The following is a 26,338-nucleotide window of genomic DNA, read 5'->3' as shown; positions in this document are numbered from 1 at the left end:
TGGTAACTCCTTGGGAAAGTGTTCGATTGAGCTGGTAAATGTGAGTCCTTATCATTTGGGCCACTTTTCCCGACCGAGAGACCGCTCCCATGTTGGCATCCAAGCGTGTTCTGACCGCACTGGCCCTGACCCTGATCGGCAGCACCGCCGCCCAGGCCGCCGACGAGGTGGTGGTCTACTCCTCGCGTATCGATGAGCTGATCAAGCCGGTGTTCGATGCCTATACCGCCAAGACCGGGGTGAAGATCAAGTTCATCACCGACAAGGAAGCGCCGCTGATGCAGCGGATCAAGGCCGAAGGCGAGAACGCCACCGCCGACCTGCTTTTGACTGTCGATGCCGGCAACCTCTGGCAGGCCGAGCAGATGGGCATTCTCCAGCCGTTCACCTCGAAAGCCATCGACACCAACATTCCCCTGCAATATCGCTCGTCCACCCACGCCTGGACCGGCCTGAGCCTGCGCGCGCGGATCATCGCCTACTCCACCGAACGGGTGAAACCGGGCGAACTGACCACCTACGAAGCATTGGCCGACAAGAACTGGGAAGGTCGCCTGTGCCTGCGCACGGCGAAGAAGGTCTACAACCAGTCGCTGACCGCCACCATGATCGAAGTCCACGGCGCCGAGAAGACCGAGCAGATCCTCAAGGGCTGGGTCAACAACCTGTCCACCGACGTGTTCTCCGACGACGTCGCGGTGCTGGAAGCGATCAATGCCGGCCAGTGCGACGTCGGCATCGTCAACACCTACTACTACGGTCGCCTGCACAAGCAGAAGCCGGAACTGCCGGTGAAACTGTTCTGGCCGAATCAGGCGGATCGTGGCGTACACGTCAACCTGTCGGGCATCGGCCTGACCAAACATGCGCCGCACCCGGAAGCGGCCAAGGCTTTGGTCGAGTGGATGACCACGCCTGAGGCGCAGAAGATCTTTGCCGATGTGAACCAGGAGTTCCCGGCGAATCCGGCGGTGAAGCCTTCGGAAGAAGTGGCGGCGTGGGGCCAGTTCGTGGCAGATACGCTGCCGGTTGAAGTGGCGGGCAAGCGTCAGGCTGAAGCGATCCGGATGATGGATCGGGCGGGTTGGAACTGAGTATGTTGCCGGTTGCTGTGTTCGCTTAAGATCGCTGCCCTCACCCCAGCCCTCCCGAAACGTCGGACCGCCCGGAGGGAGAGGGAGCCGATTTGCGCCGAATTCGAATCCTGAGTTCGACGCGATATCTCAGGTCGATGTATAGCGAATGAACAACACGGTCAGTCCCCTCTCCCTCCGGGAGAGGGTTAGGGTGAGGGCAGCAATCCCCACTTGAAACACTCAGCTCAACAACACCACAGAATCCCTCAGAGACCCCAAAGTGGCCCACCCCGCCCAACGCCGCTGGTACCCCATCGTCTTCGCCATCGCCGCGTTGGTGCTGCTCCCCCTCAGCGTGCTCCTGCTCTCGTGGCAAACCATCGATCACCAGATCTGGTCCCACCTGTGGGAAACCCAGATGCCGCGTCTGCTGGGCAATACGTTGACGCTGGTCCTCGGCGTAGGCATCGGTGTAACGCTGATCGGCGTAAGCCTCGCCTGGCTCACCAGCCTCTGCGAGTTCCCCGGGCGGCGCTGGCTCGACTGGGCGCTGATGCTGCCGTTCGCCATCCCGGCCTACGTGCTGGCATTCGTCTTCGTCGGACTGCTGGACTTCGCAGGCCCCGTGCAAACCCTGCTGCGCGAATGGTTCGGCAGCGGCCTGCGCCTGCCGCGAGTGCGCTCCACCGGTGGCGTGATTCTGGTGCTGGTGCTGGTGTTTTATCCCTACGTTTATCTATTGGCGCGTACTGCGTTCCTGGCTCAGGGCAAGGGCCTGATGGAAGCGGCGCGAGTGCTCGGTCAGTCACCGTGGAAAGCGTTCTGGCGTGTCGCATTGCCGATGGCGCGGCCGGCCATCGGTGCTGGTGTGGCGCTGGCGCTGATGGAAACGCTGGCGGATTTCGGTGCGGTGTCGGTGTTCAACTTCGACACCTTCACCACTGCCATCTACAAGACCTGGTACGGCTTTTTCAGTCTGCCCAGCGCTGCGCAACTGGCCAGCCTGTTGCTGCTGGTGGTGATGCTGGTGTTGTACGGCGAACGTCGCGCGCGCGGCGCCAATCGGGCGAGTAACGAGCGGCCACGGGTCAAGGCGCTGTATCACCTGCGCGGGCCCAAGGCCTGGGCGGCGACCGGTTGGTGCGGTCTGGTGTTCGCCTGCGCATTTGTCATTCCGGTGCTGCAACTGGTGGTGTGGTTCTGGCAGCGCGGGCGCTTCGACCTGGATGAGCGCTACGCCGGGCTGATTCTCCATACGTTGTATTTGGGCGGCATGGCGGCGCTGATCACGGTCAGCGTGGCGATGTTGCTGGCCTTCGCCCGGCGTCTGGCGCCGACCCGGACGATCAACTCCGCAGTCGGTCTGGCCAATCTCGGTTATGCCTTGCCGGGCTCGGTGCTGGCGGTGTCGATCATGCTGGCGTTCAGTTATCTGGACCGGGAGCTGGTGATTCCGCTGTCCGGCTGGCTCGGCGGGGCGGGCAAACCGTTGCTGCTGGGCAGTCTGGCGGCGCTGCTGCTGGCGTATCTGGTGCGTTTCGTGGCGGTGGCCTATGGGCCTCTGGAAAGCAGTCTGGCGCGTATACGGCCCTCTTTGCCTGAAGCGGCACGTAGCCTGGGTGTCAGTGGGCCGCGACTGTTTTTCAAAGTGTATCTGCCGTTGCTGCTGCCCGGCACGCTCAGCGCGGCGTTGCTGGTGTTCGTCGATGTGCTCAAGGAAATGCCCGCGACCTTGCTGATGCGCCCGTTTGGCTGGGACACGCTGGCGGTGCGGATCTTCGAAATGACCAGTGAGGGCGAATGGGCGAGGGCGTCGTTGCCGGCGCTTACCCTGGTATTGGTCGGTCTGTTGCCGGTCATCGGTTTGATCCGACGCTCGGCGCACAGAAACACTTAGTCGTCAGTCCTGAATCATGCGGCTACAATGCGCGGCATTCGGTGCGGTCCGTCTGACAGACCCTGTCGCTGAAATCGGCTGAAGGCCCTTTTTTACAGGGTTTTCCGAACCGTGCAGCAGCGCTCCGCACCTTCGCCACGCCCGGAAGGAGAAACCCATGGGACAGCGTACGCCTCTGTATGACCTGCATCTCGCCCTCGGCGCGAAGATGGTCGATTTTGGCGGTTGGGACATGCCCCTGCATTACGGCTCGCAGGTCGAGGAACACCACGAGGTGCGTCGCGATTGCGGAGTGTTCGATGTTTCCCACATGACCGTGATCGATGTCACCGGCCCCCAGGCCAAGGCCTGGCTCCAGCATTTGCTGGCCAATGACGTCGAACGCCTGCACAGCCCCGGCCGTGCGTTGTACAGCACCATGCTCAACGAGCGCGGCGGCATCGTCGACGACATGATCGTCTACCGCCTCGAAGACGGTTATCGTCTGGTGGTCAATGCCTCCACCCGCGATCAGGACCTGGCCTGGATGCAGGCACAGTTGGGCAGCTTCGATGTTCAGATTACCGAACGCTCCGAGCTGGCGATGCTCGCCATTCAAGGGCCCCATGCCCGGCACAGGATTGCCGAACTGGTGAGCCAGTCCCGCGCTAACCTGATCCAGATGCTCAAGCCTTTCGAAGGCCACATCGACGGCGACTGGTTCATCGCACGCACCGGCTACACCGGTGAGGACGGTCTGGAAATCGCCCTGCCAGCCGATCAGGCCCCCGGATTTTTCAACGATCTGGTGGGCGCCGGCATTTCCCCCATTGGTCTCGGCGCTCGCGACACGCTGCGGGTCGAAGCCGGCATGAACCTCTACGGTCAGGACATCCATCAGGACATTTCGCCACTGGCCTCGAACATGGCCTGGAGCATCGCCTGGGAGCCGGCCACGCGCCGCTTCATCGGTCGCGATGCGCTGGAGGCGGAAAAAGCCGTTGGTGTGCAGCACAAACTGGTCGGTCTGGTGCTTGAGGAGCGCGGGGTTTTGCGGGCCCATCAGGTGGTTCGTATCGCTGATGTTGGCGAAGGGGAGATCACCAGTGGTAGTTTCTCTCCTACGCTTAGCAAGTCGATTGCCCTGGCGCGTGTACCGATGGCGACTGCCGACCGCGCCGAAGTGGAAATCCGTGGCAAGTGGTATCCGGTACGCGTGGTCAAACCGACCTTCGTACGCCATGGCAAAACCCTGATCTAACCTTTTCCGGCGGGCACGACCGCTGACAATTTCTTGAGGACACCGAGCATGAGCAACATCCCAGCTGAACTGCGTTTTGCCGAAAGTCATGAATGGGCGCGCCTTGAAGCCGACGGCACCGTCACTGTGGGCATCAGCGATCACGCCCAGGAAGCGTTGGGTGATGTGGTGTTTGTCGAGCTGGCAGAAGTGGGCAAGGTGTTCGCCGCCGGTGATACCGCCGGTGTCGTCGAGTCGGTCAAGGCCGCTTCCGACATCTACTCCCCGGTCGGTGGCGAAGTGATTGCCGTCAACGAAGACCTGGCCGGTTCGCCGGAAGAACTGAACAATGATCCGTACGCCGCGTGGATCTTCAAGCTCAAGCCAAGCGACAAGGCCGAGCTGGACAAGCTGCTCGACGCGGCCGCCTACAAGGCTGCCATCGGCGAATAAGCTGCACGCTAGCCCCCAAAGCCCCGACCCGTCGGGGCTTTTTTCTGCCCGGGACTTTGGCCTTCGGGGTGGCTGCTATGCTGGTTTGACCGTGTTGCATTGACGCTGAGCCGCCAGCCAAGAGAGAGCCCGTCATGTCCCAGTTGCCATCCCTGAGCCAGTTACGCGATCCCCATGCCTTTCTGCGCCGCCACCTCGGCCCCGATGCCGCCGAGCAACAGGCGATGCTCGACAGCCTCGGCCTCGGCAGCCGGGTCGAACTGATCGAACAGACCGTGCCGCCGGGCATTCGCCTCAACCGCGAGCTGGACCTGCCGCCGGCGCTGGACGAGCAGGCAGCGCTGGCCAAACTGCGTGGTTATGCCGAACAGAACCAGGTCTGGACCAGCCTGATCGGCATGGGCTACCACGGCACCCTGACCCCGACCGTCATCCTGCGCAACGTGCTGGAAAATCCCGGTTGGTACACGGCTTACACGCCTTACCAACCGGAAATCGCTCAGGGCCGGCTCGAAGCGTTGCTCAACTTTCAGCAACTGACCATTGACCTCACCGGCCTTGAACTGGCCAACGCTTCGCTGCTCGATGAAGCCACCGCCGCCGCGGAAGCCATGGCCCTGGCCAAGCGCGTGGCGAAGTCGAAGAGCAATCTGTTCTTCGTCGACGAAAACTGTCATCCCCAGACCATTTCCGTGGTGCAGACCCGCGCCGAAGGCTTCGGCTTCGAGCTGATCGTCGACGCTGTGGATAACTTGAAGCAGCACCAGGTATTCGGCGCACTGCTGCAATACCCCGACACCCACGGCGAGATCCGTGACCTGCGACCCTTGATCGATCACCTGCACGCGCAGCAGGCGCTGGCCTGCGTGGCGACCGACCTGTTGAGTCTGTTGCTGCTGACCCCGCCGGGCGAACTGGGTGCCGATGTGGTGTTCGGTTCATCCCAGCGCTTTGGCGTGCCGATGGGTTACGGCGGGCCGCACGCGGCGTTTTTCGCCAGTCGCGAGGAATACAAACGAGCGATTCCCGGGCGGATCATCGGCGTATCGAAAGATGCCCGTGGCAACGTCGCGCTGCGCATGGCCCTGCAAACCCGCGAGCAGCATATTCGTCGGGAGAAAGCCAATTCGAACATCTGCACTGCCCAGGTCCTGTTGGCCAACATCGCCAGTTTCTATGCGGTCTATCACGGCCCGGAAGGACTGAAACGAATCGCCCAGCGCGTGCACCGGCTGACCTGCATTCTCGCCGCCGGTCTTGAGCGCCATGGCATCCAGCGCCTCAACCAACACTTCTTCGACACCCTCACGCTGGACGTGGGCGGGGCGCAAACCGCGATCATCGAAAGCGCCCGGGCCGCGCAGATCAACCTGCGCATCCTCGGTCGTGGCCGACTGGGTCTGAGCCTTGACGAGACCTGTGATGAAAGCACCGTGGCCAGACTGTTCGATGTGCTGCTGGGCGCCGATCACGGGTTGAACGTCGCTGATCTCGACGCCGAAACGCTGGCCTCCGGCATTCCCGACACGCTGCAACGCAGCACGCCGTACCTGCGTCATCCGGTGTTCAACGCCCACCACAGCGAAACCGAGATGCTGCGCTACCTCAAGCAACTGGAGAACAAGGATCTGGCGCTTAACCAGTCGATGATTCCGCTGGGCTCCTGCACCATGAAACTCAACGCCACCAGCGAAATGATCCCGATCACCTGGCCGCAATTCGCCAATCTGCACCCGTTCGTGCCCCGCGAGCAGGCAGTCGGGTACACGCTGATGATCGAGGAACTGGAGCGCTGGCTGTGTGCGATCACCGGGTTCGATGCAATCTGCATGCAGCCCAACTCCGGCGCCCAGGGCGAGTACGCCGGGTTGCTGGCAATCCGCAAATACCACGAGAGCCGCCAGCAGGGCGGGCGGGATATCTGTCTGATTCCTTCTTCGGCCCACGGCACCAACCCGGCCTCGGCGCAGATGGCCGGGATGCGCGTGGTGATCGTCGAGTGCGATGAGGCGGGCAACGTCGATCTGGAGGATTTGAAAGCCAAGGCGTCCGAGGCCGGGGCCAAGCTGTCGTGCCTGATGGCGACCTATCCGTCGACCCACGGCGTGTACGAGGAAGGCATCAGCGAAATCTGCGAAGTTATCCACCAGCACGGCGGCCAGGTGTACATGGACGGCGCCAACCTCAATGCCCAAGTCGGGTTGGCGCGGCCGGCGGACATTGGCGCCGACGTGTCACACATGAACCTGCACAAGACCTTCTGCATTCCCCACGGCGGAGGCGGGCCGGGCATGGGGCCGATTGGCGTGCGTGCGCATCTGGCGCCATTCGTTGCCAACCATCCGGTGGTGCCGATCGACGGGCCGCAACCGCAGAACGGAGCGGTCAGTGCCGCGCCGTGGGGCAGTGCGAGCATTCTGCCGATCAGCTGGATGTACATCGCGATGATGGGGCCGCAACTGGCGGATGCCAGCGAGGTGGCGATCCTCGCGGCCAATTATCTGGCGCAGCATCTGTCCGGTGCTTTCCCCGTTCTGTACACCGGCCGCAACGAGCGGGTCGCCCACGAATGCATTCTGGATCTGCGGCCGCTGAAAGCGCAGACCGGCATCAGCGAAGAAGACGTCGCCAAACGCCTGATGGATTACGGTTTTCATGCACCGACCATGTCGTTCCCGGTGCCGGGCACCTTGATGGTCGAGCCGACCGAAAGCGAGTCCAAGGCCGAACTGGATCGCTTCATCGGCGCGATGCTGAGCATCCGTGCAGAAATCACCGAGGTGCAGAACGGCAACTGGCCGGCCGAGGACAACCCGCTCAAACGGGCGCCGCATACCCTGGCCGATATCACCGGCGTGTGGGAGCGGCCGTACAGCATCGAGCAGGGCATCACGCCGGATGCACACACCAAGGCGCACAAATATTGGCCGGCGGTGAACCGGGTGGATAACGTCTACGGCGACCGCAACCTGTTCTGCGCTTGCGTGCCGGTGGACGATTACCGCTGAACAGCGGGCAAAAAAACGCCGCTCGTGTGAGCGGCATTTTTGTCTGTCCGGAAGGTTATTCCGACGCCACGGCGTTCTTCGCCAGAATCGCGTTCGCCAGTTCCATGTCCGTTGCCTGCAGGCCCGGGTTGTCGGCGCGGACTTTCTGCATCGCCGCTTCCAGGTACGGGCCACGGATACCGCCGTCGCTGGCGACGAAGCTGCCCGCGTCGTCCTGGGCGGCAACGATCAGTTTGTGATCCTTGAAGGTCAGGTAGGTCGAGCCGGTGGTGGCACCGGACGAAATGACGTTACGCCAAAAGCTGTCGGCCATCGCTGAACCAACAGGGAGGGACAGCAAGGCGAGGGTGGCGACAGCAAGTTTGAGACGCATGTTGGGTGACTCCACTGGTGTTGAATAACGGGTTGGATCGTCGTAACGCCGATCCGGTTCCGTGAGAGGCTATTTCTGCTCGCTCTGTGGTGTCACCCGCAATACTTCTTCAAGAGTTGTCAGCCCCGCCGCGACTTTCTGCGCGCCGGACAATCGCAGGCTGCGCATGCCTTCCTTGAAGGCCTGGCGACGGATCGCGGTGAGATCGGTGTCGGGGCTGATCAAGGCCTTGAGGCTGTCGCTCAGTTGCATGATTTCGTAGACCCCGGCGCGACCGTGATAACCGGTGTCGCGACACTCCAGGCAACCGATGGCCCGTTGCGCATTGCCCGGCAGCGGCGCCTGCCACGGCCGGGTCAGGGTTTGCCAGTCTTCTTCGTCCAGCGTCAGCGGCGCCTTGCAGTGCGGACACAGGGTGCGCACCAGGCGTTGCGCCATCACGCCAAGCACGGTGGCCTTGATCAGGTAATGCGGCACGCCGAGTTCCAGCAGACGGCTGATGGCGCTCGGCGCGTCGTTGGTGTGCAGGGTCGAGAGCACCAGGTGCCCGGTCAGCGCCGCCTGGATCGCCATTTCGGCGGTTTCCAGGTCGCGGATCTCGCCGATCATGATGATGTCCGGGTCTTGCCGCATCAGCGCCCGCACGCCGGCGGCGAACGTCAGGTCGATGTTGTGCTGGACCTGCATCTGGTTGAAGGCCGGCTCGACCATCTCGATCGGGTCCTCGATGGTGCAGAGGTTGACCTCCGGCGTCGCCAGTTTTTTCAGCGTGGTGTACAGCGTAGTGGTCTTGCCGGAACCGGTCGGGCCGGTGACCAGGATGATGCCGTTGGGCTGGCGGGTCATGTCCTGCCAGCGCCGCAGGTCGTCGGCGGAAAAGCCAAGTTGATCGAAATCCTTGAGCAGCACCTCCGGGTCGAAGATTCGCATGACCATTTTTTCGCCGAACGCGGTGGGCAGGGTCGACAGCCGCAACTCGACTTCACCGCCGTCCGGAGTCTTGGTCTTGACCCGGCCGTCCTGAGGTTTGCGCTTCTCGGCGACGTTCATCCGGCCAAGGCTTTTCAGGCGGCTGACGATGGCCATCGTCACCTGCGGCGGGAATTGATAGACGTTGTGCAGCACGCCGTCGATGCGAAAACGCACCGTGCCTTGCTCGCGCCGGGGTTCGATGTGGATATCGCTGGCCCGTTGCTGGAAGGCGTACTGGAACAGCCAGTCGACGATGTTGACGATGTGCGCGTCGTTGGCGTCCGGTTCCTGATCGCTGGCGCCGAGGTTGAGCAGTTGTTCGAAGTTGCCGAGGTTGCCGCCCTGCGCATCGGCATTGCTGGCGCCGCTGACCGATTTGGCGAGGCGGAAGAATTCGACGCTGAAACGCTGAATGTCCGCCGGGTTGGCCACCACCCGTTTGATCGGCAGTTTCAGGACGTGAGTCAGATCCGCCTCCCAGCCGCTGACATAGGGCTGGGCGCTGGCCACGGTCACCGCGTCGCGGTCGACCGACACCGCGAGGATCTTGTGGCGCTGGGCAAAGGCATAGGACATCAGCGGCGTGATGGCGGCGACGTTGATCTTCAGCGGATCGATTCGCAGGTACGGCTGGCCGGCCTGCTGCGCCAGCCACAGGGTCAGGCTCTCCAGGTCGAGGTGTTTGCCCGGACGGCTGAGGTCGTCCAGTTGCTGGCTGGCGATGAATTCCAGCGGGTGCTTCTGGCCGTGGGCGGCATGCCGACGCCGGGCATTCAGCGCCTGCTCGGCCGAGTCCTGGCAGATGAAGCCTTGGGCGACCAGTTCACGCAGTACCTCATTGAGATCCAGCCAGCGGTCCTGAGTGGCGAGTTGAACGGACATGCGGGCTCCTTTTGAACGACAGTGCGCAAAGGATAGTCGTGGCCCCGCCGACCGTTGGGCCACTACCCGACGAAGACGTTTCGGTTCTTGTCAGCCGGCCGCCTGCGCCGGCGCATCCCACGCCGCTTCGGGGTTTTGCAGGTCCACCGAGCAGACGCTGATCAGGTTACGAAGTTTTTCCGCGATCACCTGGGCGCGGTGCCAGCTCAGGCCACCCATGACGATGTCGATCGACAGCAGATCGTCGAGGCGCTGGACATTGACCTGTTCCGGGGTGAGGCACTGCAAGGCGAACAGGTTCAGCACCCGCACCAGCAAATCCGGCTCGGCCTCGGCCAGGATCTGGTATTGCGCAAGGCAATGGGCGTTGCCGCCGTTCCACACATCGGCACGGGGCGCAGGGGTGTTGACGGCTTCGAGGTGTGGCATGGCAGGTCTCCGGAATCAGTGGAGGAATTTTTACATTCGATGCCGGGCATTTCTTATCTAAGATGAGCCGATTACGTTATTGATCGGGTAGATCAATTCGGGTTTGGCTGAATTTGAGGATTATTTATGCACAGCGAGCTGGACAGCTACGACCGGCGCATTCTCGCCCTGCTGCAAGAGGACGCTTCCTTGTCCAGCGCACAGATCGCCGAACAGGTGGGTCTGTCGCAATCGCCGTGCTGGCGGCGGATTCAGCGGATGAAGGAGGAGGGGATCATTCGCGGCCAGGTGACCCTGCTCGATCGCAAGAAAATCGGCCTGAACACGCAGATCTTCGCCGAGATCAAACTCAACGCCCACGGCCGTTCGAACTTCACTGAGTTCACCGAGGCGATTCGCGGCTTTCCCGAAGTGCTGGAGTGTTACGTGCTGATGGGGGCGGTGGATTTTCTGTTGCGGATCGTCGCGGCTGACATCGAGGCGTATGAGCGGTTCTTTTTCGAGAAGCTGTCGCTGGTGCCGGGGATTCAGGAAGTGAACTCGATTGTGGCGTTGTCGGAGATCAAGTCCACGACGAGTTTGCCGGTACTGCGCTGAATGTGCTGGCCTCATCGCTAGCAGGCTCGCTCCCACAGTTGGAATGCATTTCCCTGTGGGAGCGAGCCTGCTCGCGAAAGGGATGTTACATACGCAACAGCATTTTCCAGGCGCGGTTCTGGTAAACCGCAATCGCCTGATGCTTGCGTGCATCGAGCAGTTCGTCGGTGATGGTCGGCTCGTTGGCCAGTTGCGCCAGTTTGTTCAGCTCGCCGTACAGTCGATCCATTTCCGGGATTTCCAGCACGTTGCGCGCGTGGTGCAACCAGACCTGGATGCGCTCGATGCGCGGCAGTTGCTCGGCCAGATCTTCCGGCTGCTGCTGATAACGCTGCAATTGCAGCGAAGTGGCTTCTTCGCCCAGCAGGCGCGGCAGCCAGCTTTGCAACTGCGCGGCACCCTGGCGATTGCCACGGGTGTTGCGGTCAGCTGTCCAGGTGCGGGCCAGCAACCAGCGCGAAGCGTTCAGCGAAAACAGGCCCCAGCGCGGATCTTCCAGTTCTTCGAGGAACTGTTCCGGCGCGGCTTTGCGTACGTCTTCGTCTTCAATGCCGACCTGTACCAGCGGGCGCCAGTCTTCCAGCAGCGCATCCAGCGCCACGCGCAGGTCGTGGGTCGACGGACGCGGTGCGGCCTGGCCGAGGCTGCTGAGCAGGGCGCGCATTTCCGCGAGGTTCTCGACCCAGTCCTGCAACAGGCGCCAGTGGCCGTTGAAGCGATACTGTTCGGCCAGACGCTGGCTGCTGCCGAGCAGGTGCCAGGCCAGGGCGGCGAAAGCGTCGTCCAGCGGGGTTTCGGCGGTGATGGCCGGCGCCGGCAGGCTCAGCGAATAGCTGTTGGCGTCGTACAGGCGATAGCCGCGCTCGGCCTTGCTGATGTCGCACGGCATCAGGGCCAGGGTTTCGGCCAGTTCGGCGGCCAGTTCCAGCAGCGCGGCAGGCTCGCCTTCGCGCAGCTCCAGTTCCAGCTCACAGATTTCTTCTTTCTGTTTGCCGACTACCACGTGGCCCAGGTCCAGCGCGGCTTCGATGACCACTTTGGTCTTGCCACGGCCCCAGGCGATTTCGGCGCGCTCGCGGACGAAATCGGTGGTGAAGATCGGTTTCAGGGTTTTCTTGTCCAGCTCAGCGAGGGACTCGGGCCAGCATTCGCCGTCGAGTTTCTTCACGTCGAGCTTGGCTTTGGGCAGGTTCCAGTCGTACTCGTTACGCTCGGACAGGCCGGCGACGCTCTGGCCACGGGTCTTGAGGGTCTGAATCACGTCTTCGCCGTCCTTGCGCAGGCGCAGGGCAACTTTGGCCCGGGCCAGGTCACGCTCGGGCGTGTCGAAATACTGATTCATCAACTCACGGCGTTCCCAGCCACTTTTGTTGCGTTTTTTCAGGAGAGGGTGCTCGCGCAGGGCGGCGAGGGTTTCGCGGCTGACGCGGAGTTTGATTTCGGTTTCTTTCTGCATGGCCGGAAAATCCAGGATCGGGAGCGCAGCCGGGGGAATGTGTGGCTGCCAAGGCCGTGCAGTGTACAGGACTGAACCTTCCTACGCTTTGCGGCGGTTTATTCTCGGCGCCGGATGGTTCTATGATGAACCTCAATCCGGGAGTTGGAGTCAGCGATGCCTTTGCCGTCCATGCAAGACCAGTTCGCTGCACTGATCGCCGCGCCGTCGGTCAGTTGCACCCAGCCGGGCCTCGACCAGTCCAACCGGGCGGTGATCGATCTGCTCGCGGGTTGGCTTGGCGACCTGGGTTTCAGTTGCGACATCCAGCAGGTCAACCCCGGCAAATTCAATCTGCTCGCCAGTTTCGGCAGCGGCCCCGGCGGGCTGGTGCTGGCCGGACACAGCGACACGGTGCCGTACGACGATGCGCTGTGGAAAACCGACCCGCTGAAACTCACCGAAGTCGACGGCCGCTGGGTCGGCCTCGGCAGTTGCGACATGAAGGGCTTCTTCGCCCTGATCATCGAAGCCGTGCAACCGCTGCTCGATCAATCCTTCAAGCAGCCGCTGCTGATCCTCGCCACCTGCGATGAAGAAAGCTCGATGTCCGGTGCCCGTGCGCTGGCCGAAGCGGGGCGACCGCTGGGCCGGGCGGCAGTGATCGGCGAGCCGACCGGGCTCAAGCCGATCCGCATGCACAAGGGCATCATGATGGAGCGCATCGATATCCTCGGGCAGAGCGGCCATTCGTCGGATCCGCGCCTGGGGCACAGCGCCCTCGAAGCGATGCACGATGCCATCGGCGAACTGCGCGGCCTGCGCCTGTTGTGGCAGCGCGAATTCAACAACCCGCAGTTCAGCGTGCCGCAGCCGACCATGAACTTCGGCTGTATCCACGGGGGCGACAACCCCAACCGCATCTGCGGCCAGTGTTCGCTGGAATTCGATCTGCGGCCGTTGCCGGGGATGGACCCGAACGTCTTGCGCAGCGAGATCCTGCGCAAACTCAACCCGGTCGCCGAGCGGCATAAAGTGAAGATCGATTACGCGCCGCTGTTTCCCGAAGTGCCGCCGTTCGAACAGGCCGAAGACGCGGAGTTAGTGCGAATTGCCGAAAAACTCACCGGCCACAAGGCCGAAGCGGTAGCGTTCGGCACCGAAGCGCCTTATCTTCAGCGCCTTGGCTGCGAAACCATCGTACTCGGCCCCGGCGACATCGCCTGTGCGCACCAACCGGGCGAGTACCTCGAAATGTCACGTTTACAGCCTACCGTGCATCTATTGCGGCAGTTGATCGAACATTACTGTCTCAAAGCTGTATAAATTGCCCACACACCCACCCGTATTCATGAGGAGAGCGCGCGTGTCGCCAAGCCTGTTCCGACGATAACCATCAGCCCGCTGTGCGTTTTCCGTTCTGCCCTTTTTCCGGCTGCTATTTATTACAGGCCCAGGTTCATGCCCGAATACGTCAATTGGCTTCGCCACGCGTCTCCTTATATCAATGCTCACCGCGATTGCACCTTCGTTGTCATGCTTCCGGGCGACGGCGTGGAGCATCCGAATTTCGGCAACATCGTCCATGACATCGTGCTGCTGCACAGCCTCGGCGTGCGGCTGGTGCTGGTTCATGGTTCGCGTCCGCAAATCGAAACCCGCCTTGCCGCACGCGGCCTGACCCCGCACTACCACCACGGCATGCGCATCACCGATGCCGCGACGCTGGAATGCGTGATCGACGCGGTCGGCCAACTGCGCATCGCCATCGAAGCGCGGCTGTCGATGGACATGGCCTCATCGCCGATGCAGGGCTCGCGCCTGCGGGTGGCCAGCGGCAACCTCGTGACGGCGCGGCCGATCGGCGTGCTGGAAGGTGTCGACTATCACCACACCGGCGAAGTGCGCCGGGTCGACCGCAAAGGCATCAACCGCCTGCTCGACGAGCGCTCCATCGTATTGCTGTCGCCGCTGGGGTATTCGCCGACCGGTGAAATCTTCAACCTGGCCTGTGAAGACGTCGCCACCCGCGCCGCCATCGATCTGGGCGCCGACAAGCTGCTGCTGTTCGGCGCCGACCTCGGTCTGATCGACGAAAACGGCAAACTGGTGCGCGAGCTGCGTCCGCAACAGGTGCCGGCGCATTTGCAGCGTCTGGGCAGCAACTATCAGGCGGAATTGCTCGATGCCGCTGCCGAAGCCTGTCGTGGCGGCGTGGCGCGCAGTCATATCGTCAGTTATGCCGAGGACGGTGCGCTGCTGACCGAACTGTTCACCCGTGACGGTGGCGGTACGCTGGTGGCCCAGGAGCAATTCGAACTGGTGCGCGAGGCGGCGATTGAAGACGTCGGCGGCTTGCTCGACCTGATCAGCCCGCTGGAAGAGCAGGGCATTCTGGTGCGCCGTTCCCGTGAAGTGCTGGAGCGCGAGATCGAACAGTTCAGCGTGGTCGAACGTGAAGGGATGATCATCGCCTGTGCGGCGCTGTATCAGATTGCCGATTCGGATGCCGGCGAGCTGGCGTGTCTGGCGGTGAATCCCGAGTATCGCCATGGCGGTCGCGGCGACGAATTGCTCGAGCGCATCGAGACCCGTGCCCGGGCGCAAGGCCTGAAAACCCTGTTCGTTCTCACCACCCGCACCGCCCACTGGTTCCGCGAGCGTGGCTTCGAACCGAGCAGCGTCGAACGCCTGCCGGCGGCTCGGGCTTCTCTTTATAACTATCAGCGCAATTCGAAGATCTTCGAAAAGTCTCTGTGAGATGCGATTGCCCCCGCGGGATGCGTGGGGGCAATTGTTTTACTCCGCTACAAACTTCGCACTGACGTACGGCGAGTAGTCAGGCAAAACACTTTCGACCTTGCCCTGTTCCTTCAAGAATTTCGCCGTCTCACCAATCGCCTTCGCCGTGCCGCCGTCCAGCAGCGCCGTGGTCTGTTGCGCCTTGGCGTCCGGGAACGCCGAGCCCGCGAGCAATTCCGGAACGTCGGCAGGATTGGCACCGGTCAGTTTGGCGATTTTCTGCACAGGCACCGAGTCGGCCGTCCAGCTGTCTTTATGGGCCGCGTAATCAGCGAACGAGTCCAGGGTCACCTTGGCGAACCTGGCCACGACTTCAGGATGCTTCTCGGCAAAGTCCTTGCGCGCGACCCAGACTTCGAAGGTCGGCGCGCCCCATTGGCCGACCTGCGCGGCATCAGTCAGGGTCTTGCCGGTTTTGCGGATTTCACCCAGCGCCGGCGACCAGACAAAGGCGCCGTCGATGTCGCCACGTTTCCAGGCCGCCGCGATTTCTGCGGGTTGCAGGTTCACCACTTTGACTTTCGAGGTGTCCAGGCCCCAGTGCTTGAGCGCGCCGAGCAGGCTGTAGTGGGAGGTGGAAACGAACGGGGTGGCGATGGTCTTGCCGATCAGGTCTTCGGGCTTGTTGATACCGCTGCCGTTGCGCACCACCAGTGCTTCGGCGGCATTGATCTGCGCCGAGACGATAAAGGCCACGATCGGCAGATTGCGCGAGGCGGCGGCCGCCAACGGACTGGAGCCGAGGTTGCCGATCTGCACATCGCCGGAGGCGATGGCTGTCACAACTTCCGGGCCACTGTTGAAGCGACGCCAGTCGATTTTCTCGCCGATGGTCTTCTCGTAGACGCCGTCGGCCTGGGGGACTTTGCTCGGGTCGATACCGGTCTGGTAGCCCACAGTGAGGTTGGCGGCATGGGCTGAAAAAGAAATCAGCGCCGACACACAAACTGTAACAAATTGACTAGATAGTGCGCGTTTGGCCATCATGGCGTCGCCTTTTCGATAGGGTTTGACGAATCGGGGTTGCGTCAAAGCTAATCGATCTAAAAAAAGGCTAACAAATACCATTTAGTAATGAGCTTAGTCGCCGATACGCTGTATCCCGGTGAAGATGGCAAATGGCTGGCCATATAGCCGAATGGTATGAAAAAGAATGAATAAATTCTTTTTCGGTTTATCAGGAAGTCTTTACCCTGCAGGGACCAAATCACTGCGATTAGACCTTGGTCGTAGACATACAAGGTTACGATTGACTTGTCAGTCACGGTCTGGCGCTAATCGCGCATCTTAGGATCCAGGGGCATCAGACCCCGGACCAGGAACACAAGAATTAGAAACGAGAGGAGCGAAACATGAACAAGTCCACCTTGGCCCTGGCCGTGGCCGTAGGGGTTTTGGCGCAGCAGGCAGGCGCCGCCGGTTTCATCGAAGACAGCAAGGCCACTCTGGGTCTGCGTAACTTCTACATCAACACTGACAACCGCGATGGCGCTGGCGCCAACAAGAACGAAGAGTGGGGCCAAGGCTTCGATCTGCGTTTCATCTCCGGCTACACCCAAGGCACCGTAGGCTTCGGTATTGATGCCATCGGCCTGCTGGGCGTGCGTCTGGATTCGGGCGGCGGCACCAACGGCAACAGCGGCACCGCTTACGGCGGCACTGTGTTCCCGAGCGAGTCCAACGGCAAAGCAGTGGACAACTTCTCCAGCCTGGGTCTGACTGCCAAAGCCAAGATCTCCCAGACCGAACTGAAGCTGGGCACCCTGCAGCCGAAAAACCCGGTGATCGTGACCAACGACGGTCGTCTGCTGCCACAAACCTGGCAGGGCGGTCAGATCACTTCCGGCGAAATCAAGGACCTGACCCTGGTCGGTGGTCAGATCGAAGCCGTGAAAGGCCGTAACTCCAGCAACAACGAAAACCTGTCCATCGGCGGTGCAAACACCCGTGGCGCTGGCTTCCGTGACAGCAACAAGTTCATCTACGCCGGTGGCGACTACAAGATCACCAAAGACCTGACTGCCCAGTACTACTACGGCAACCTGGAAGACTTCTACAAGCAGCACTTCCTGGGTCTGGTACACAACTGGGCCATCGGCCCGGGCGTATTGAAGTCTGACTTCCGTTACTTCAACAGCTCCGACGACGGCAAGAACGGCACTGATCCGGCCTACTACAGCAGCGGCAACTACACCGGTTTCCGTTCCGGTCGTGGCGAAGTCGACAACAACCTGTACAGCGGCCTGTTCCTGTACACCGTTGAAGGTCACACCTTCGGTGGCGGTTACCAGGTTTCCAACGGCAGCTCCGACTTCCCTTGGCTGAACCAGGGCGACGGTTCGTCGAACTACACCATCACCGACATGCAGATCCAGAAGTTCGGTCGTGCCGGCGAGAAAACCTGGCAGGCACGCTACTCGTATGACTTCGCTAAAGTCGGCGTACCTGGCCTGACCGCCGGTGTGGTTTACCTGAAAGGCGATTCGATCGACACCGTTGGCACCAACGGCCGCGAAAACGCTTCGAACCGTTCCGAGTGGGAACGCGACTTCACCATCGGTTACGTCGTACCGGAAGGTCCGTTCAAGAACGTCGGCCTGATGTGGAAAAACGCTGTATGGCGCACCGACCTGCCGAACACCCGTTCGCAGGACGAAAACCGCCTGATCGTCAGCTACTCGATCCCGCTGCTGTAATAGCGCGCTCCTGCACTGATGTAAAAAAGCCCCGTCCGGCATTGCGCCGGACGGGGCTTTTGCGTTTTCGGGTCCGGCTCACCCCCGTAAGCCTTTCCCGATGTTCCCCTCTTTACAGCAACTCAAGGCCTTCTCGAACCTTGAGGGCGATGTTCGTCGCGATGCAGCGGGGCGTCCAGTGAACAGATGTTTAATATTCAATAAAGATATAGATATCTAGTTATTTATTCTTTTTCAGAAGAACGAATCACAAGCTACAGTTGAGGTCTCCAACCACTCATCAGGAGCCGCACCATGAGCCTCAGACTTGGCGATATCGCCCCCGATTTCGAACAGGATTCCAGCGCCGGCAAGATTCGTTTCCACGAATGGCTGGGCGATAGCTGGGGCGTGCTGTTTTCCCACCCGGCAGACTTCACCCCGGTCTGCACCACCGAGCTGGGCTTCACCGCCAAACTCAAGGACGAGTTCACCAAACGCGGTGTGAAGGCCATTGCACTGTCGGTCGACCCGGTGGACTCGCACCACAAGTGGATCGAGGACATCAACGAAACCCAGAACACCATCGTCAACTTTCCGATCCTGGCCGATGCCGATCGCAAGGTGTCCGATCTGTACGATCTGATTCACCCGAACGCCAACGACACCCTGACCGTGCGTTCGCTGTTCGTGATCGATCCGAACAAGAAGATCCGCCTGACCATCACTTATCCGGCCAGCACCGGGCGCAACTTCCACGAGATCCTGCGGGTGATCGACTCGCTGCAGCTCACCGACAACTACAAGGTGGCCACCCCGGCCAACTGGCAGGACGGTGAAGAAGTGGTGATCGTGCCGTCGCTCAAGGACGAAGACGAAATCAAGCAGCGCTTTCCGAAGGGTTACCGCGCGGTGAAACCGTACCTGCGCCTCACCCCACAGCCGAACAAATAAAGTCCAATCGCCAGCAGGCTGGCTCCCACAAGGGAGCGTTCCATGTGGGAGCCAGCCTGCTGGCGATGGCGGTGGTGAATGCGCCGCGCGCCTCCAATTTGTAACCACGATGCAGGGTTTCAGGCCGTTTTCACGGCCTGTTTTTTTGCCCGCTGGAAAGGAAAATGCATATCTCCATAAAGAATAACCAAATGAATAAATATGATTTATGGATATATAAATCAGCTGGTAAGGTCACTCACATCGAAGCGAGATCGCAACCCGCGAATCGCCTGTAACGCGCAAGGAATTTTCTGAATGCTGGTCGTCTCACTCGGTGGCAGTCCCAGTCAACGTTCCCGCTCCGGGGTGTTGCTGGAACGCTCGCAACGCTGGTTGCAGCAGCAAGGGGTGGAAGTGGTGAGTTATCAGGTGCGGGACTTCCCGGCCGAAGACCTGCTTCACGCCCGCTTCGACAGCCCGAAGGTGCTCGACTTGCTGCAACAGATTGAAAACGCCGATGGCCTGCTGATCGCTACGCCGGTGTACAAGGCGTCGTTTTCCGGTGCCCTGAAGACCGTACTGGATCTGCTGCCCGAGCGTGCGCTGAACCACAAGATTGTTTTACCGATGGCTACCGGCGGCAGCATCGCTCACATGCTGGTGGTCGATTACGCCCTCAAGCCTGTGCTGTCGGCGTTGAAGGCCCAGGAAATGCTGCAAGGGATTTTTGCCGAGGACAGCCAGATCGCCTATGGCGAAGGCAGTGCCCAGGCCCAGTTGGCTCCGGCTCTGGAGCAGCGGTTGCATGAAGCGCTGGACCAGTTTGTCAGCGCCATGGCCCGCCGGCCGAAGCCGCTGGAGCCGGGGCTGCTGAACGAACGTTTGTTGAGTGCTCGCTGGAGCATTTGAGCCACACCGAAACTTGAAGTACTCACCTTACTCAGCCGCCAACGGCCAAGCAGGTGCAGCCAAAACCCAACAGCAAAAAGGAGAGCGCTATGCGCACTGTATTTTTGCGTCGTGGTCTGGTCGCTCTGTTTGCTGCGGCTGTGTCCTTCGGCGCCATCACTCAAGCTCAAGCTGAAACGCTACGAATCGGTTACCAGAAGTACGGCACTTTGGTGCTGCTCAAAGCCAAGGGCACCCTGGAAAAACGTCTCGCCGCCCAAGGCGTTGACGTGCAATGGACTGAATTCCCCGGCGGCCCGCAACTGCTCGAAGGCCTGAACGTCGGTTCGATCGACTTCGGCGTCACTGGCGAAACCCCGCCGGTCTTTGCCCAGGCGGCCGGTGCCGATCTGCTCTACGTCGCCTACGAGCCACCAGCGCCGAACAGCGAAGCGATCCTCGTGCCGAAAGATTCGCCGATCAAATCGGTGGCGGATCTCAAGGGCAAGAAAGTCGCGCTGAACAAAGGCTCCAACGTTCACTACCTGCTGGTGCGTGCGCTGGAAGATGCCGGCCTCAAGTACACCGACATTCAAACCGTGTTCCTGCCGCCGGCCGATGCCCGCGCCGCGTTCGAGCGTGGCAGCGTCGACGCCTGGGTCATCTGGGACCCGTACCAGGCCGCCGCCGAGAAGCAACTGCAAGCACACACCCTGCGTGACGGTAAAGGCATCGTCGACAACCACCAGTTCTACCTGGCGACCAAACCCTACGCACAGAAAAATCCCGAGGTGATCAAGACCCTCGTGGAAGAAGTGCGCGCCGTCGGTGAGTGGTCCAAGGCCAACCCGGAAGACGTGGCTCAACAGGTATCGCCGCTGCTCGGCCTGCCGGCAGACATCACCCTGACCTCGGTGAAGCGCCAGGGCTACGGCGCGCTGTTCCTGACCCCGGAAGTGGTCGCCGCGCAACAGAAAATCGCTGACACCTTCTACCAGCTCAAGCTGATTCCCAAGCCGTTGAGCATCAAGGACGTGATCTGGACCCCGCCGGCCGCAGTGGCCCAAAGCTCGGTCACCCAAGCCCAGTAAATCGAATCCCCAAGGAGACCACTCCATGAGCCTCAACATCTTCTGGTTCCTGCCTACCCACGGCGACGGCCATTACCTTGGCACCGCCGAAGGCGCCCGCGCCGTCGATCACGGCTATCTGCAACAGGTCGCGCAAGCGGCGGATCGCCTGGGTTTCGGCGGCGTGCTGATTCCCACCGGCCGTTCCTGCGAAGACTCGTGGCTGGTGGCGGCCTCGCTGATCCCGGTGACCCAGCGTCTGAAGTTCCTCGTCGCCCTGCGCCCCGGGATCATTTCCCCGACGGTGGCAGCGCGTCAGGCAGCAACGCTGGATCGGTTGTCCGGCGGTCGTGCGCTGTTCAACCTGGTGACCGGTGGCGATCCGGAAGAGTTGGCCGGCGACGGTCTGTTCCTCGATCACGAAGCGCGCTATCAGGCCTCGGTGGAATTCACCCGGATCTGGCGTCGGGTGCTGGAAGGCGAAACCGTGGATTACGACGGCGAGCACATCAGCGTGAAGGGCGCCAAATTGCTCTATCCGCCAATCCAGCAACCGCGTCCGCCGCTGTACTTCGGTGGTTCTTCGGAAGCCGCGCAGGATCTGGCCGCCGAACAAGTGGAAATGGTCCTGACCTGGGGCGAGCCGCCCGCAGCCGTTGCCGAGAAAATCGAGCAGGTTCGCGCCAAGGCCGCAAAGCTCGGTCGTACCGTGCGCTTCGGCATTCGTCTGCATGTGATCGTGCGGGAAACCAACGCCGAGGCCTGGCAAGCGGCGGATCGCCTGATCTCGCACCTGGACGACGACACCATCAAACGTGCCCAGGCTTCGCTGGCTCGGTTCGATTCGGTCGGCCAGCAGCGCATGGCCGCACTGCACGGTGGCAGCCGCGACAACCTCGAAGTCAGCCCGAACCTGTGGGCGGGCGTCGGTCTGGTGCGCGGCGGTGCCGGTACGGCGCTGGTTGGCGACGGCCCGACCGTGGCTGCACGGGTGAAGGAATACGCGGATCTGGGCATCGATACCTTCATCTTCTCCGGTTATCCACACCTCGAGGAGTCGTATCGGGTGGCCGAACTGCTGTTCCCGCACCTCGACGTCGAGCGCCCGGAATTGCCGAAAAGCGCCGGTTACGTCAGCCCGTTCGGCGAGATGGTGGCCAACGACATTCTTCCCAAAGCCGCGTCCCAGAGCTGAGGCGCCGCCATGAAGAAATTTATCCACAGCCTCGCGCCCTGGGCGTTGCCGGTGTTGTTGCTGGCGGTGTGGCAGTTGTCGGTGTCGGCAGGCTGGTTGTCGACGCGGATTCTGCCGGCGCCGGTGGCAGTGATCGAAGCCGGCGTGAGCCTGGTGCGCAGCGGCGAAATCTGGACGCACCTGGCGATCAGCGGCTGGCGCGCGGCGCTGGGCTTCACCATCGGTGGCAGCATCGGCCTGGTGCTGGGCTTCATCACCGGCCTGTCGAAGTGGGGTGAACGCCTGCTCGACAGCTCGGTGCAGATGATCCGCAACGTGCCGCACCTGGCGCTGATTCCGCTGGTGATCCTGTGGTTCGGCATCGACGAGTCGGCGAAGATTTTCCTGGTGGCATTGGGCACCTTGTTCCCGATCTACCTCAACACCTATCACGGCATCCGCAACGTCGATCCGGCGCTGGTGGAAATGGCACGCAGTTATGGCCTGTCCGGCTTCAGCCTGTTCTGGCAGGTGATTCTGCCGGGCGCGCTGCCTTCGATTCTGGTCGGCGTGCGTTTCGCTCTGGGCTTCATGTGGCTGACGCTGATCGTCGCGGAAACCATCTCCGCGAGCTCCGGCATCGGTTATCTGGCGATGAATGCCCGCGAGTTCTTGCAGACCGACGTGGTGGTGCTGGCGATTCTGCTGTACGCGGTACTCGGCAAACTGGCCGACCTCGCGGCCCGTGGACTTGAACGTGTGTGGCTGCGTTGGCATCCGGCGTATCAAGTGGCGAAAGGAGGTGCGGCATGACCGCTCAACAACCTCCACGCCTGCTGCGCGGGATTCCGCTGGCGGTGCGCAACCTGCAAAAGACCTTCGGCACGCGGCAGGTGCTGCGTGACATCGACCTGCACATTCCGGCAGGCCAGTTTGTCGCCGTGGTCGGGCGCAGCGGATGCGGCAAGAGCACATTTCTGCGCTTGCTTGCCGGCCTCGATCAACCCACTGGCGGCGATTTGCTCGCCGGTGCCGCACCGCTCAGCGATGCGCGGGATGACACCCGGTTGATGTTCCAGGAAGCGCGACTGCTGCCGTGGAAAAAGATCATCGACAACGTCGGTCTCGGCCTCAAGGGCAACTGGCGTGCGCAAGCCTTGCAGGCGCTGGATGCAGTCGGCCTCGCCGATCGCGCCAATGAATGGCCGGCGGCACTGTCCGGTGGGCAGAAGCAGCGCGTGGCGCTGGCCCGAGCCTTGATCCATCAGCCGCGTCTGCTGTTGCTCGACGAGCCGCTGGGCGCACTGGATGCGCTGACCCGGATCGAGATGCAGCAATTGATCGAACGTCTCTGGCAACAGCATGGTTTCACCGTGTTGCTGGTGACCCACGACGTCAGCGAAGCGGTGGCGATTGCCGACCGGGTGATTCTGATCGAGGACGGCGAAGTCGGTCTCGACCTGCAAGTGGAGCTGCCGCGTCCTCGGGTGCGTGGCTCCCATCGCCTGGCCGCGCTGGAAACCGAAGTGCTCAACCGTGTGTTGTCCCTGCCCGGCGAGCCGCCGGCGCCGGAACCCGTTTCACCCTTGCCTACGCAACTGCGTTGGGCTCAATAACTCAAGCAAACGACAGGAATCAATGCCATGACTATCAAAGCCATCAACGTACGCAACCAGTTCAAAGGCGCGATCAAGGAGATCGTTCTCGGCGACGTGCTGTCGGAAATCGACGTGCAGACCGCTTCCGGCATCGTCACTTCGGTGATCACCACCCGTTCGGTCAAGGAGCTGGAACTGGAGGTCGGCAGCGAAGTGATCGCCTTCGTGAAATCCACCGAGGTGTCCATCGCCAAGTTGTAAGCCTGTGAGTAAAAAACAACCCCGAAGGGTGTGAGCCCTTCGGGGTTTTTTGTGTCTGACTGGAAATCGGCGGTGCGGCCTTCGCGAGCAGGACGCTAGAGAATTCTCTTGGGCAGATACGGCGGCAGATACAGCCCGATATAGGCATCAAACACCCGCATGCCTTCCTCGGCCATGCGCGGGGTGATCTGCCCGTGCTGCTGCACCGAGCGGGCGTAGACGCGGTCGCCCAGCTCCATGGCCAGCGCGAATACATCGACGTCATCCGGCAGGCGCGGCAGTTCGAAGTGATGGTCGAACAGCTTGTGCATCAGGTCGCCGAGTTCGAGGTCGTGCTGACGGTCAGCCTGGGTGACTTCGGTGAGGCCGTGTTGCGCGAGGATCAGCTGGCGGGCGGCGGCATCCTCGCCATAGATCTCCAGCATCCGCTCTTCGACCAGCCGCGACAGGTCGCGCCAGTCGCGCAGGGCATCGTGATCGATTGGTGCCTGCAGGCACGCGCGGAAGGCTGCGTGCACATCCGCCGTCAGCGCTTCGAGCAGCGCCGGGACGCTGGCGAAGAAGTGGTAGACCGAGGAGGGCGGAATCTGCGCGCGCTCGGCCACGCTGTAGATCGACAGGCTCGCCACGCCCTCGGCGGCCAGCAGCGTGCGCGCGGCGTCGAGTATCGAATCGATCCGCGCCTGACTGCGGGCTCGGGGTTTGCGAACGGGGGCGGGACGCGTCATGAAAGTCTCCTGCGGGGCAGCGGGCATTGTACGAGCCGGCTCTTGTGTTGTCTTGTCGGCCGCTTTCGGGAGTAAGCCCGCTTCCACGGGGTATCTCCTGTGAGATGAAATTTTCTGTTCGCAGGAGATTCATTGTGGGAGCGGGCTTGCTCGCGAACCGCCGCAGGCGGCCATAAAAAAACGCCGCTGGCTGCGATAGCCGACGGCGTTCTTTTTGGCGCTGCAATCCGCTTAAACGGTATGCAGGTACCAGTTGTACTCGAGGTCGGAGATGGAGTGTTCGAACTCCTCCAGCTCGCTCTCTTTACAGGCGACGAAGATATCGATGTATTTCGGATCGATGTACTTGGCCATCACCTCGCTGTCGTCCAGCTCGCGCAGGGCATCGCGCAAGTTGTTCGGCAGGCTCTGCTCGTTCTGCTCGTAGCTGTTGCCTTCGGTGGGAGGCGGCGGCTCGATCTTGTTGGTCAGGCCGTGATGTACGCCCGCCAGCACCGAAGCCATCAGCAGGTACGGGTTGGCGTCGGCGCCGGCCACGCGGTGTTCCAGACGGACCGCGTCGGCGGAGCCGGTCGGTACGCGCAGGGCCACGGTGCGGTTGTCCAGGCCCCAGCTCGGCGAGTTCGGCACGTAGAACTGTGCGCCGAAACGACGGTAGGAGTTGACGTTCGGGCATAGGAAAGCCATCTGCGCGGGCAGGGTCTCGAGCACACCGCCGATCGCGTGACGCAGCGCGGCGTTCTGCTCGGGATCCTCGCTGGCAAAAATGTTTTTGCCTTCTTTGTCGAGAACCGAAATGTGGACGTGCAGACCATTGCCTGCCTGGCCCGGGTACGGCTTGGCCATGAAGGTGGTGTCCATTTCATGGTCGTAGGCGATGTTCTTGATCAGACGCTTGAGCAGGACCGCGTAGTCGCATGCCTTGATCGGGTCGGCGACGTGGTGCAGGTTCACTTCGAACTGCGCCGGGGCACTTTCCTTGACGATGGCGTCGGCCGGGATGCCTTGCTCTTTGGCGCCTTCCAGAATGTCCTGGAGGCAGTCGACGTATTCGTCGAGGTCGTCGATCAGGTAGACCTGGGTCGAATGCGGGCGTTTGCCGGAGATCGGCGAGCGTGGCGGCTGAGGGCGGCCGTTCACGTTTTCCTGGTCGATCAGGTAGAACTCGAGTTCGAACGCGGCGCAGATGGTCAGGCCGAGCTCGTCAAACTTTGCGACAACTTGACGGAGCACTTCGCGCGGGTCGGCGAAGAAAGGGTCACCTTCGAGTTCGTGCATGGTCATCAACAGTTGCGCGGTCGGGCGCTTCTGCCATGGCTCGTTGCACAGGGTATCGGGGATTGGATAGCAGATACGGTCGGCGTCGCCGATGTCCAGGCCCAGGCCGGTGCTTTCCACCGTGGAGCCATTGATATCCAGAGCAAATAGAGAGGCCGGCAGGTTGATGCCTTTCTCGTAAACCTTGTGGAGGCTGGTGCGTTCGATGCGCTTGCCGCGCACCACACCATTCATATCCGCAATCAGAAGGTCAACGTACAGAACCTCAGGATGTTCCTTAAGGAACGCGTTCGCTTCGTTAAGCTGAACGGCACGCGGGGGTACCGACATGATGCAACACCTTTGTTGTTAAAAATATCAATCATTGATCTTTTCTGGTTTCAGTCAACCCGAACGGCCTGCCGAAGTCAAGCGAGGCCTTTTGTGCCCTGAAAAAGCGCCGCGAGGGCGTTTATGGGGCACTTTGGGGCATTTTTTTATCCGTGAAGGACGCGCCTCCCGCAGGCTTGAGCAGGCCGTGTTGTATTTTTTACGGGGGTGTTGTGTAAAAAAATGAACAAGGCTAAGCTCCGATCAAACCCATAACA

At 61.5% G+C, this 26,338-nt stretch carries 23 protein-coding genes; 16 read left to right on the top strand and 7 right to left on the bottom strand.

Annotated features, from left to right (window positions below; all coding sequences use genetic code 11):
- Positions 1–89 precede the first annotated feature (89 nt).
- The 5 genes from L6D74_RS01665 (at position 90) to gcvP (ending at position 7,653) form a co-directional block, all read left to right on the top strand.
- On the top strand, positions 90–1,094 hold the full coding sequence (locus L6D74_RS01665; protein WP_236187544.1) for an extracellular solute-binding protein: 1,005 nt from the start codon (positions 90–92) through the stop codon (positions 1,092–1,094).
- Between the two features lie 262 nt (positions 1,095–1,356).
- A complete protein-coding gene (locus tag L6D74_RS01660) occupies positions 1,357–2,973 on the top strand; it encodes an ABC transporter permease (RefSeq protein WP_236187543.1) in 1,617 nt (538 codons plus the stop codon).
- A gap of 157 nt (positions 2,974–3,130) precedes the next feature.
- Positions 3,131–4,213, top strand: a complete 1,083-nt coding sequence (gene gcvT / locus L6D74_RS01655) for a glycine cleavage system aminomethyltransferase GcvT (RefSeq protein ID WP_236187542.1) — start codon at positions 3,131–3,133, stop codon at positions 4,211–4,213.
- Between the two features lie 48 nt (positions 4,214–4,261).
- Positions 4,262–4,645, top strand: a complete 384-nt coding sequence (gene gcvH, locus L6D74_RS01650; RefSeq protein ID WP_011336464.1) for a glycine cleavage system protein GcvH — start codon at positions 4,262–4,264, stop codon at positions 4,643–4,645.
- Positions 4,646–4,779: 134 nt separating this feature from the next.
- Positions 4,780–7,653: an aminomethyl-transferring glycine dehydrogenase gene (gene gcvP / locus L6D74_RS01645; protein ID WP_236187541.1), complete on the top strand. Its 2,874-nt coding sequence runs from the start codon at positions 4,780–4,782 to the stop codon at positions 7,651–7,653.
- A gap of 55 nt (positions 7,654–7,708) precedes the next feature.
- Here gcvP and L6D74_RS01640 read toward each other — a convergent pair whose 3' ends face one another.
- The 3 genes from L6D74_RS01640 to L6D74_RS01630 all read right to left on the bottom strand — a co-directional run bounded on the left by L6D74_RS01640 (position 7,709) and on the right by L6D74_RS01630 (position 10,309).
- Positions 7,709–8,026, bottom strand: coding sequence for a DUF2388 domain-containing protein (locus L6D74_RS01640; RefSeq protein WP_007951791.1), 318 nt, complete (start codon positions 8,024–8,026; stop codon positions 7,709–7,711).
- A 69-nt stretch (positions 8,027–8,095) separates the two neighbouring features.
- Complete coding sequence (tfpB, locus tag L6D74_RS01635) at positions 8,096–9,880, bottom strand: type IV pilus assembly ATPase TfpB (protein ID WP_064379973.1); 1,785 nt, start codon at positions 9,878–9,880, stop codon at positions 8,096–8,098.
- Positions 9,881–9,970: 90 nt separating this feature from the next.
- Positions 9,971–10,309: a hypothetical protein gene (locus tag L6D74_RS01630; RefSeq protein WP_236187540.1), complete on the bottom strand. Its 339-nt coding sequence runs from the start codon at positions 10,307–10,309 to the stop codon at positions 9,971–9,973.
- 126 nt (positions 10,310–10,435) lie between these two features.
- On the opposite strand from L6D74_RS01630, the gene L6D74_RS01625 reads away from it, so the two are divergent.
- Positions 10,436–10,906, top strand: a complete 471-nt coding sequence (locus tag L6D74_RS01625) for an Lrp/AsnC family transcriptional regulator (protein WP_007951785.1) — start codon at positions 10,436–10,438, stop codon at positions 10,904–10,906.
- Positions 10,907–10,991: 85 nt separating this feature from the next.
- Here the strand turns inward: L6D74_RS01625 and L6D74_RS01620 are convergent, their stop codons facing one another.
- Positions 10,992–12,362, bottom strand: coding sequence for a CYTH domain-containing protein (locus L6D74_RS01620; protein WP_236187539.1), 1,371 nt, complete (start codon positions 12,360–12,362; stop codon positions 10,992–10,994).
- A 156-nt stretch (positions 12,363–12,518) separates the two neighbouring features.
- Here L6D74_RS01620 and argE point away from each other — a divergent pair, with 156 nt between their 5' ends.
- Positions 12,519–13,667: an acetylornithine deacetylase gene (argE, locus tag L6D74_RS01615; protein ID WP_236187538.1), complete on the top strand. Its 1,149-nt coding sequence runs from the start codon at positions 12,519–12,521 to the stop codon at positions 13,665–13,667.
- 135 nt (positions 13,668–13,802) lie between these two features.
- Entirely contained in the window at positions 13,803–15,101 is a 1,299-nt protein-coding gene (argA, locus tag L6D74_RS01610) for an amino-acid N-acetyltransferase (protein WP_007951778.1), read from the top strand.
- A 39-nt stretch (positions 15,102–15,140) separates the two neighbouring features.
- Here the strand turns inward: argA and tauA are convergent, their stop codons facing one another.
- On the bottom strand, positions 15,141–16,130 hold the full coding sequence (tauA, locus tag L6D74_RS01605) for a taurine ABC transporter substrate-binding protein (protein ID WP_445009179.1): 990 nt from the start codon (positions 16,128–16,130) through the stop codon (positions 15,141–15,143).
- Between the two features lie 365 nt (positions 16,131–16,495).
- Between tauA and L6D74_RS01600 the strand changes: the two genes are divergently transcribed.
- The 8 genes from L6D74_RS01600 (at position 16,496) to L6D74_RS01565 (ending at position 23,745) form a co-directional block, all read left to right on the top strand.
- Positions 16,496–17,839 carry an OprD family porin gene (locus L6D74_RS01600; RefSeq protein WP_064600252.1) on the top strand — a complete coding sequence of 448 codons (1,344 nt, stop codon included), beginning with the start codon at positions 16,496–16,498 and terminating at the stop codon, positions 17,837–17,839.
- A 294-nt stretch (positions 17,840–18,133) separates the two neighbouring features.
- Positions 18,134–18,772 carry a peroxiredoxin gene (locus tag L6D74_RS01595; RefSeq protein ID WP_011336455.1) on the top strand — a complete coding sequence of 213 codons (639 nt, stop codon included), beginning with the start codon at positions 18,134–18,136 and terminating at the stop codon, positions 18,770–18,772.
- Between the two features lie 297 nt (positions 18,773–19,069).
- Positions 19,070–19,663, top strand: coding sequence for an NADPH-dependent FMN reductase (gene ssuE / locus L6D74_RS01590; protein WP_011336454.1), 594 nt, complete (start codon positions 19,070–19,072; stop codon positions 19,661–19,663).
- 89 nt (positions 19,664–19,752) lie between these two features.
- Positions 19,753–20,733: a sulfonate ABC transporter substrate-binding protein gene (locus L6D74_RS01585; protein WP_236187537.1), complete on the top strand. Its 981-nt coding sequence runs from the start codon at positions 19,753–19,755 to the stop codon at positions 20,731–20,733.
- A 25-nt stretch (positions 20,734–20,758) separates the two neighbouring features.
- Positions 20,759–21,907 carry an FMNH2-dependent alkanesulfonate monooxygenase gene (gene ssuD, locus L6D74_RS01580; protein ID WP_011336452.1) on the top strand — a complete coding sequence of 383 codons (1,149 nt, stop codon included), beginning with the start codon at positions 20,759–20,761 and terminating at the stop codon, positions 21,905–21,907.
- 9 nt (positions 21,908–21,916) lie between these two features.
- Complete coding sequence (gene ssuC / locus L6D74_RS01575; RefSeq protein WP_011336451.1) at positions 21,917–22,699, top strand: aliphatic sulfonate ABC transporter permease SsuC; 783 nt, start codon at positions 21,917–21,919, stop codon at positions 22,697–22,699.
- Complete coding sequence (ssuB, locus tag L6D74_RS01570; protein ID WP_236187536.1) at positions 22,696–23,502, top strand: aliphatic sulfonates ABC transporter ATP-binding protein; 807 nt, start codon at positions 22,696–22,698, stop codon at positions 23,500–23,502. Before ssuC ends, ssuB begins: the two co-directional genes overlap by 4 nt.
- Before the next feature lie 27 nt (positions 23,503–23,529).
- Positions 23,530–23,745: a TOBE domain-containing protein gene (locus L6D74_RS01565; protein WP_007953520.1), complete on the top strand. Its 216-nt coding sequence runs from the start codon at positions 23,530–23,532 to the stop codon at positions 23,743–23,745.
- 95 nt (positions 23,746–23,840) lie between these two features.
- Here the strand turns inward: L6D74_RS01565 and L6D74_RS01560 are convergent, their stop codons facing one another.
- Entirely contained in the window at positions 23,841–24,473 is a 633-nt protein-coding gene (locus tag L6D74_RS01560) for a TetR/AcrR family transcriptional regulator (protein ID WP_039765384.1), read from the bottom strand.
- 231 nt (positions 24,474–24,704) lie between these two features.
- Complete coding sequence (locus tag L6D74_RS01555) at positions 24,705–26,081, bottom strand: glutamine synthetase family protein (RefSeq protein ID WP_039765386.1); 1,377 nt, start codon at positions 26,079–26,081, stop codon at positions 24,705–24,707.
- Positions 26,082–26,338 lie beyond the last annotated feature (257 nt).

Origin of the sequence: Pseudomonas pharyngis (genome assembly GCF_021602345.1) — a bacterium.
Taxonomy (GTDB): domain Bacteria; phylum Pseudomonadota; class Gammaproteobacteria; order Pseudomonadales; family Pseudomonadaceae; genus Aquipseudomonas; species Aquipseudomonas pharyngis.
This window is presented reverse-complemented; position numbering and strand designations above follow the sequence as displayed.